Annotated in this window: 7 protein-coding genes; 5 read left to right on the top strand and 2 right to left on the bottom strand. The window is 65.8% G+C overall.

The genetic code is table 11. From position 1 onward, the window contains the following. The first annotated feature begins 151 nt into the window (after positions 1–151). Together AC5RVN_RS17380 and AC5RVN_RS17375 are read left to right on the top strand one after the other, a co-directional pair. On the top strand, positions 152–688 hold the full coding sequence (locus AC5RVN_RS17380; protein WP_494138749.1) for a pyridoxine/pyridoxamine 5'-phosphate oxidase: 537 nt from the start codon (positions 152–154) through the stop codon (positions 686–688). 10 nt (positions 689–698) lie between these two features. Continuing rightward, positions 699–1460: a maleylpyruvate isomerase family mycothiol-dependent enzyme gene (locus AC5RVN_RS17375; protein ID WP_494040801.1), complete on the top strand. Its 762-nt coding sequence runs from the start codon at positions 699–701 to the stop codon at positions 1458–1460. Between the two features lie 24 nt (positions 1461–1484). Here AC5RVN_RS17375 and AC5RVN_RS17370 read toward each other — a convergent pair whose 3' ends face one another. Next, positions 1485–1979: a methylated-DNA--[protein]-cysteine S-methyltransferase gene (locus tag AC5RVN_RS17370; RefSeq protein ID WP_494106499.1), complete on the bottom strand. Its 495-nt coding sequence runs from the start codon at positions 1977–1979 to the stop codon at positions 1485–1487. Then, on the bottom strand, positions 1976–3535 hold the full coding sequence (locus AC5RVN_RS17365) for a DNA-3-methyladenine glycosylase 2 family protein (protein WP_494106500.1): 1560 nt from the start codon (positions 3533–3535) through the stop codon (positions 1976–1978). The genes AC5RVN_RS17370 and AC5RVN_RS17365 overlap by 4 nt, the downstream gene beginning before the upstream one ends. 115 nt (positions 3536–3650) lie before the next feature. Here AC5RVN_RS17365 and AC5RVN_RS17360 point away from each other — a divergent pair, with 115 nt between their 5' ends. From AC5RVN_RS17360 to tyrS, 3 genes are all read left to right on the top strand, one after another. Further along, a complete protein-coding gene (locus tag AC5RVN_RS17360) occupies positions 3651–4298 on the top strand; it encodes a DNA-3-methyladenine glycosylase (protein WP_494040798.1) in 648 nt (215 codons plus the stop codon). Between the two features lie 67 nt (positions 4299–4365). Beyond that, positions 4366–6594 (top strand): HelD family protein, encoded by a 2229-nt coding sequence (locus tag AC5RVN_RS17355; RefSeq protein ID WP_494138748.1) that lies wholly within the window; start codon positions 4366–4368, stop codon positions 6592–6594. An 88-nt stretch (positions 6595–6682) separates the two neighbouring features. Further along, positions 6683–7996 (top strand): tyrosine--tRNA ligase, encoded by a 1314-nt coding sequence (gene tyrS, locus AC5RVN_RS17350; RefSeq protein ID WP_494040796.1) that lies wholly within the window; start codon positions 6683–6685, stop codon positions 7994–7996. Positions 7997–8426: the final 430 nt, after the last annotated feature.

Genomic DNA, 8426 nt, shown 5'->3' with positions numbered 1-8426 from the left:
ACGCTGGACCTCAGACAAAGAACTATTAGCACGCATGAAACTGCTCCCCGGAAGTCGAAAACTGAATTTCTCAGTCCAACTTCAGGGGAGCAGTTCATTAAGTGGGAGAGCGTCCGTTTTATCGCCCGAAGCTCCCCGCTATCATGACGCCATGAGTGACTCCTTCCGCAGGCAACTCCGCGCGCTTCCCGACTTCCCGGCTGACCTGCCAGGCTTTGATCCGGAGACCGCGCCTTCGGATCCCGCAGAACTCTTCCGCCAATGGCTGGACGAGGCCCTGGCGGCGGGGGAGCGCCAGCCCCATGCGTGCAGCCTCGCCACCGTGGACGGCAGCGGGCAGCCGTCGTCGAGGATGCTGATCCTGAAGAACATTGACGACGACGGCTGGCACTTCGCCACGTCCCGCACCTCGCGTAAGGGCAGGGAGCTCACCGCCAACCCGCGCGCCGCCCTGAACTTCTACTGGCCATCACTGGGCAGGCAGGTCCGGGTGGCGGGTCCCGTCGGGGAGCTGTCGGCCGGGGCGTCGGCGCGGGACTGGGCGGAGCGGCCGCGGGCAGACGGCAGCACCAACCCCGACTGGCAGTTGTACGCCATCAGGCCGAAGGAGATCGAGTTTTGGCAGGCGAGCCACAGCGGCTCCCACATCCGGCACCGGTTTGGCCCGGACGGGGTTCTTCCCGGCTAGGATGAGCGCCATGACAGCTCCCGCACCCGAGGTCCTCCTCGCCGGACTCCATAAAGCCGCTGCAGGCCTTTCCTCCGATGTTGCCAGGCTCAATGACGAGGACGTGCGGGCGCCGTCGGCCCTGCCAGGCTGGACCCGCGGCCATGTCCTGGCGCACCTGACCGGAATCTGCAACGCCATGGCCCGCCAGCTTGAGTACGCCGCCCGCGAGGAGACGATCGAGCTTTACGACGGCGGTATGGCAGGCAGGAACAGGGCGATCGACATGGCTGCCGGCCACGACGCCGCAGCCCACCTGTCCGACCTGACAGCAGCCATGGAACGGGCAATCAAGAGGTTCGATGCGCTGCCCGGCATCAAGGATTCATCTGCCAACCACACCGGCTGGTACGCACCCATCAGCTACCGCGGGGGAGTTGTCCTCGACGGCGGCCTGGCACTGTGGCGGGAACTCGTCATACACAACTCTGACCTGCGCACGGGCAGGGGACCGGAAACCTGGAGCAGGGAGTTCTGCGGCCACCTGTTCGACTTCCTGGCGGCCAGGGTCCCGCCCGACGACAAACTGGTGCTTCAACCCCTGGGCCTCCCGCCGGTCAGCATCGGCAGCGGCAACAGGTCCATCGTGGTCGGCGGCATGATCACGGACATCGCTGCCTGGCTGGCAGGGCGTGAACCTACCCTGGGCAGCCTGCGGGCCTCCGCCGCGGCCGACGGCGTGGACCTGCCGGCCCTCCTGCCGTGGCCCGCAGGGACACCCACCGCGAACTAGCGGTTTCCACGCGTCTAACCGCAGTCAGGCGGCTTCGCGCGCCAGCAGGCTCTGTTTGATGGGCAGCCCCCAACGGAAGCCGCCCAGGGAGCCGTCAGTCCGGATAACGCGATGGCACGGGACGAACAGGGCTGCGGCGTTGAAGGCGCAGGCGCTGGCCGCTGCCCGGACGGCCTTTGGATTGCCGGCCAGCCCGGCGTACTCGGTGTACGTCACGGGCGAGCCCGGCCGCACCAGCCGCAACACGTCCCAGGCATGCACCCGGAACGGTCCGGACAACTGCCGCACGGGAACGTTCATCGCCGGTGCCGGGTCGCCGGCGTAAAAGGCTTCGACAGCGGCCGAGATTTCACCGAGTTCGCTGACCAGTTCCAGCGTGGCGGGCCGCAGCGACGGGTGGATCTGTCCGGTCAGATCACCGGGCTTGTCCGTCCAGCCGCTCGAGAGGACCACTCCGTCGCGGGCGAGGATGCTGAACGGGCCGTCCGGAGTGGACATCTGCAACAACTGGGCCTTCATCGGTTCACTTTCTCTGCTGTTCTGCTGCCTGCACTGCCGAGGACAGCCGGTGCACCCTGGGGCGGAGCGGCCGCGGGATGGGCTGCTTCGGGGAGGGCGGCTGCCCGCCACAGGTGCATGGTTGCGTAGGAGCGCCAAGGGCTCACTTCGCGGAAATCCGGGCTGAAGGTTCTTCCGTCCCGAGCACCCAACGAGGGATCTGCCCCTCGCTCCAGGGCCCTGATCCCGTTCCGCACGGCCGCGTCGTTGGCCAGGAACACATCCGGCGCGCCGAGGACACGCATCGCAAGGTAGCCCGCCGTCCAGGGTCCCACACCGGCCAAGGGAAGCAACTTCGCGTTCAGGCTTGCGGGGTCGTCGCCATAGCCGAAGTCGAGCGAACCCTCCGCCAAGGCGGAAGCTGCTGCACGGAGGGCGTCGATGCGTTTCCGCGGTCCGCGAAGGAGGGCCCAGCCGTCGGCGGCTATCTCACCTGGGGTGGGAAACATCCGGTCAAGGCCCTCGCCGGGGTTGCGGCTTGAACTTCCGACGGCGGCCAGCCGGGTAAGGGCGGTCCGCGCCGCAGCCACGGTAACCTGCTGGCCGATCATCGCCCTAATCAGCATTTCGGCAGGATCCAGGGCCCCGGGCATCCGGATTCCGGGGGTGCCGGCAACAGCGGACGCGAGCCTCCTGTCTTCGGCGAGGGCACTGTCGATGGCGACCGGATCGGCATCGAGGTCGAACAGTCGCCTGACCCGGCTCAGCAATGCCGGCAGGTCCCGGAGGTCCACCGCGCCGATGGTGAGGGTCAGCGGCCGGCCGGGAGCGCCGGCGTCGTACTCGGTCTTAAAGCGCGCATCCCCATGGGGAAGCCGCAAAGTCCGGGCGTAGGACGTTGCCGTTCCTGCTTCTATCCCCGGGAGGGTGCGCACTGCGAGAAAGGAGAAGACGCCGGGGTCGAAAGGCTCCCGGTACGGAAGGCTTAGGGTCAGCGCGGTAGAGCCGGCAGTGGTCCTTGGATGCCTGGCGGCGCGGAGAGCGGTGGGGGTCATGTCGAAGACTTCCGCCATGGTTTCGTTGAACTGGCGCACGCTGCTGAAGCCTGCCGCGAACGCTACATCCGCCAGCTTCATCGATGTGGAAACCAGCAGGGCGCGCGCCGTCTGGGCCCGGCCGGCACGCGCGAGCGAAAGGGGACCGGCGCCCAGTTCCTGGCTGAGGATGCGGTTCAGTTGGCGGGAGGAATAACCAAGGCGCGCGGCCAGGCCGTCGACGCCGTCCCTGTTCACCACGCCGTCGTTGATCAGCCGCATGGCGCGCCCTGCAATGTCCTGCCGCACGTTCCAGGCCGGCGTTCCCGGAACCGCCTCGGGGAGGCAGCGCTTGCAGGCCCGGTAGCCGGCGTCGTGCGCTGCGGCTGATGTCTCATAGAAGGTGACGTTCGCCGCCTTCGGGGTCCTGGCCGGACACGACGGGCGGCAGTAGATGCCGGTAGTCCGGACGGCGGTATAGAACTGCCCGTCGAACCGGGTGTCCCGGGCATCTATTGCCCGGTAGCGCTGCCAGAAGTCCACCACTCCATCCTGCCAGCAGCGCCGGGGCGGGGCTAGCGGAAATCGGACATCGCCGTCAACCCCGCCAGGGCGTCGCGGGGACGCTCCTTTTACGGTCTTTGGATAGAGTCTGGCCATGAACACAAGTCCCCCGCCGGCGCGGGAACCGCTGAGGGAATTCCTGTCCGGCGATGCCCGGGAACTCGCGCCCGCGCTGCTGGGCGCGATCCTAACCCATGATTCCCGGGAGGGCCGGGTCTCCGTCCGGCTTACCGAAGTGGAGGCCTACCTAGGCCCGGAGGATTCCCTGCACCCGGATCCGGGCTCGCACACCTTCCGCGGGCCCACCCCCCGGAACGCGCCGATGTTTGGCCCGGCGGGACACCTGTACGTTTACTTCACCTACGGCATGCACCACTGCACGAACATCGTGTGCGGTCCGGCCGGCGTCGCCTCGGCACTGCTGCTGCGCGCCGGAGAAATCGTGGAGGGGCTCGAGCTGGCACGGCACCGCCGGCCTACCTCGAAAAATCCCGCTGACCTCGCAAGCGGCCCCGCCCGGCTCGCCAAAGCTCTGGGCCTGACAACCGCGTACAGCGGCCGTGACGCCTTGGTGCCGCCCTTCGGGCTGGTGCTCCCGGAACGGCCGGTCGCGCAGGTCAGCTCGGGCCCCAGAGTGGGAGTGTCCGGCGTCGGCGGATCCGGGCAGTACGCCTGGCGGTTCTGGGTCACCGGCGATCCCACGGTCTCGAAGTACAAGGCGGCCAAGCCAAGAACGCCATAGTTTCGCAAGCGTTAACGGAAATGGTTGTAGAATAGTAGGTCTGTCTTTTGCGATAGGGGAACGTTAAATGCTTGACGCCGATTTGGCCCACGAACGGGACTATGTTGCCGGGCTGTACGCCCGGCTGGAGGAGTTGCGCGAGGAAAAGCGCAGGCAGCTCGCGCAGGTCCGGCGGGCAGGGGCCGTGGGAACCATGCAGAACGTTTCCGAGCGTGACGCTTTCGCCGCTCTGTACGAGGACCGCCTGGCGCAGCTGGATGCCGTTGACGACCGGCTGGTCTTCGGGCGTTTGGACCTGGACTCCGGGGAAGCGCAGTACATCGGCCGCATCGGCCTCACCACCGAGGACCTGCAGCGGCTCATGGTTGACTGGCGCGCGCCCGAAGCCGGCCACTTCTACCAGGCCACCGCCTTCGACCGGCAGGGCGTCCGCCGCCGCCGGCACCTGATCCTGCAGGGCCGCGAGGTCAAAGCCATCGAGGACGATGTGCTCGACGCTGACATGCTGGCCGACGACGAATCCCTGCAGGGCGAAGGCGCCCTGCTCGCCGCCCTGAACTCCAGGCGCACCGGCCGGATGTCGGACATCGTCAGCACCATCCAGTCCGAACAGGACCGCATCATCCGGTCCTCCATCTCCGGCGCCGTGGTGGTACAGGGCGGACCGGGTACCGGCAAGACCGCCGTGGCACTGCACCGCGCCGCCTACCTGCTGTACACCCACCGCGACCGCCTCAAGTCGGCGGGCGTCCTGCTGGTGGGCCCGTCGTCGTCGTTCATGAAGTACATCGAAAGGGTGCTGCCCTCCCTCGGTGAGACCGGCGTCGTTATGGCCAGTGTCGGCCGCCTGATGCCGGGCATCAACGCTGTCCCGGAACCGCACGCCGACGTGGCGGCCATCAAAGGCCGCCTCGACATGGCCACAGTGGTGGCCAACGCCGTCGCCAACCGCCAGCGGATCCCCGCCGAGGACCGGATCCTGGAAGTGGACGGCCGAAAGCTCGTGCTGACACCGCGCCAGGTGCGTCGCGCCCGCGAACGCGCCCGTTCCACCGGCAAGCCGCACAATGAAGCACGGGTGACGTTCGTCAAGATCCTGCTCCGCGAACTGACCGAGCAGATGACCGAGCTCGTGGAAGCCGCCAACATCGGCAACAACGCGGACCGGTCCTACCTGGCGGAGGATGTGCGCACTGCGCGTGACGTTCGGATCGCCCTCAACCTCTGCTGGATGCCCATGACGCCCGAAAAGCTGATCTCGGAGCTGTTCAGTAAGCCCGCCATCCTCGAATTCTGCACCCCGGGCTTTTCGGCCGCCGAACGGGCTCTGCTGCAGCGCCCCGCGGATGCCCCGTGGACCGAATTGGACGTTCCCCTGCTGGACGAGGCCGCCGAGCTGCTGGGCGAGCTTGACCCGGCGGCCGGGCGTGGACTGGCGCAGCAGGAGCACGACCGCGCCCGCGACCTTGCCAACGCCAAGCAGACCCTGGTCAATATGGAGGCGGCAGGGGTGGACCCGTTGATGTCCGCCGAGGAGCTGGCCGAGCAAAACCAGGAACAGGAAGCGCGGCTGACGGCTGCCGAGCGCGCCACGAGCGACCGCACGTGGGCCTTCGGCCACATCGTGGTGGACGAGGCGCAGGAGCTGTCACCCATGCAGTGGCGGCTGCTGGTCCGCCGTTGCCCCCTGAAGTCGTTCACCATTGTTGGAGACATCGCGCAGACGAGTTCCGTTGCCGGCGCCAACTCATGGCAGGGCGCCCTGGCCCCAATGTTCGGTGACCGCTGGCAGCTGGAGGAGCTGACCGTCAACTACCGCACACCGTCCCAGATTGCTGAGGCAGCGGTCCGGATGGCCAATGCCGCGGGACTTGTCGTCTCCGCACCCAAGGCAGTCCGGGAAGGACGCTGGTCGCCCGTTATTGACGAAGTGGACGAGGGCCAAGTGGTCAGCCGTCTGGTGGAAGTCCTGCCGGAGGAACTGGAAGCGCTCGACGGCGGCCTGCTGGCCGTCATCGCTGACGGTCACCTTTTGCCCGAGGCCATGGCCGCCCTGCGCGCCGTGTACGGCCGCCGCATCGGGACCGGCGCAGGCGGGTACGAGCAGGACATTGTGGTCATCAGCCCCCGTGAGGCCAAGGGGCTGGAGTTCGACGGCGTGGTGGTACTGGAGCCCGGCATGATGCTGAACCATGAGCACGGCAAGGTGGGGGACCTGTACGTGGCCATGACCCGCGCAACGCAGCGGCTGCGCCTGATTGCTGCCGGGCCGGTTCCTGCGGGAATCGAGCGCTGAGCGCCGGTTGGGGGTTGTCCTTTCCGGTGCGGGCGCAGGCGCCGTTCACTCACCGCCTGCGCCCGGTAATACTGCTAACTTAGAAGGCGTGTCAGAACTCAACAGCCTCGAATCGCAACACAACGACCCCACTTTTGCCAACGTCTGGCAGGAACTGAAGTGGCGTGGCCTGGTCCACGTCTCCACCGACGAAGCAGAGCTGGAAAAGCTCCTCGCCGGCGGACCGGTCACGTACTATTGCGGCTTCGATCCCACTGCTCCGAGCCTCCACCTGGGCAATCTGGTCCAGCTGCTCGTGATGCGGCGGCTGCAGCTGGCCGGCCACAGGCCCCTCGGGCTGGTGGGCGGTTCCACCGGCATGATTGGCGATCCCCGCCCTACAGCCGAGCGCACCCTGAACACCAAGGACACTGTCGCGGAGTGGGTGGGATACCTCCAGGCGCAGGTCCGCAGGTTCCTCAGCTTCGATGGTGACAACGCGGCACGGATGGTCAACAACCTGGACTGGACGGCGCCGCTGAGCGCGATCGATTTCCTGCGGGAGGTGGGCAAGCACTTCCGTGTGGGCACCATGCTGCGCAAGGACGCCGTCGCGTCGCGGCTGAATTCCGACGAGGGCATCAGCTACACCGAGTTCAGCTACCAGATCCTGCAGGGTATGGACTACCTCCAGCTGTACCGTGACTACGGCTGCATGCTGCAGACCGGCGGCTCCGACCAATGGGGCAACCTCACCAGCGGAACCGAACTGATCCGGAAGGTGGAGGGCAAAAGCGTCCATGCCCTGGGTACACCGCTGATCACCAATTCGGACGGGACCAAGTTCGGGAAGAGCGAGGGCAACGCCATTTGGCTCGATGCCGGCATGTGCAGCCCGTACGCCTTTTACCAGTTCTGGCTCAACACTGCCGATGCTGACGTGGTGGACCGGCTGAAGGTGTTCACGTTCCTGACCCGTGCTGAAATCGAGGAAATTGCCACGGCAGTTGCCGAGCGCCCGTTCGCCCGTGAAGGCCAGCGGAAGCTTGCCTTCGAAGTGACCTCCCTCGTCCACGGAGTGGAAGCCACCGAGAAGGTGATTGCAGCCTCTGCGGCGCTCTTCGGAAACGGCGATCTGTCGGCTTTGGACAAGCCCACGCTCCAGGCAGCCACCTCCGAACTTCCTTCGGCCGTGGTTCAGGTGGACGCCCTGGGAATAGTCGACCTGCTGGTGGCCTCTGGGCTGTCGGAAAGCAAATCCGCTGCCCGTCGCACTGTGGGTGAAGGCGGCGCCTACGTCAACAACGAAAAGGTGTCAGACCCGGAAGCGGTGATTTCGGAGACCGAACTGCTGCACGGGCAGTACCTGCTCCTGCGCCGGGGCAAGAAGAACCTGGCAACGGTGGAAGTGCTGGTTCCCTAGCCTCGTTCCGGACCCGCTTTAGAGCCCCTGCACGCTCCTCCGCAGCCGATTTGCACGGCCGCGGGGGAGCGTGTAATGTTTTTCCAGTCGCCGCCGCTGAAGCGGAAAAATAGCGACCGACCCCCAACAAAAAGTGAAGCAACTTCACCATGTGCGGAAGCGCTGGACCGAAGAAATGCTCTATTTTATGCTGGGCGCATTTTTTTCCATTGAGTGAATTCCGGGAAAACAACCGGATTTGCAAAGTGAAAATGAATGAAATAGTATTGAAACATCGCAGCGAAGAAATACGAATTAGAAATTCACTAGGTGGATTTATTCGGGAATATTCGAGTGTGTCTGTTGTTTGAGAACTCAATAGTGTGCCAAGTTTGTTGATACCGATTGTTTTTTGATTGGTTGAATTGACCGGGCTGTCCGCCCCTGTGGG

Source organism: Arthrobacter sp. sptzw32, assembly GCF_059089735.1.
Note: the sequence above shows the minus strand (reverse complement) of the source record. Positions and strands in the feature narration are given on the sequence as shown.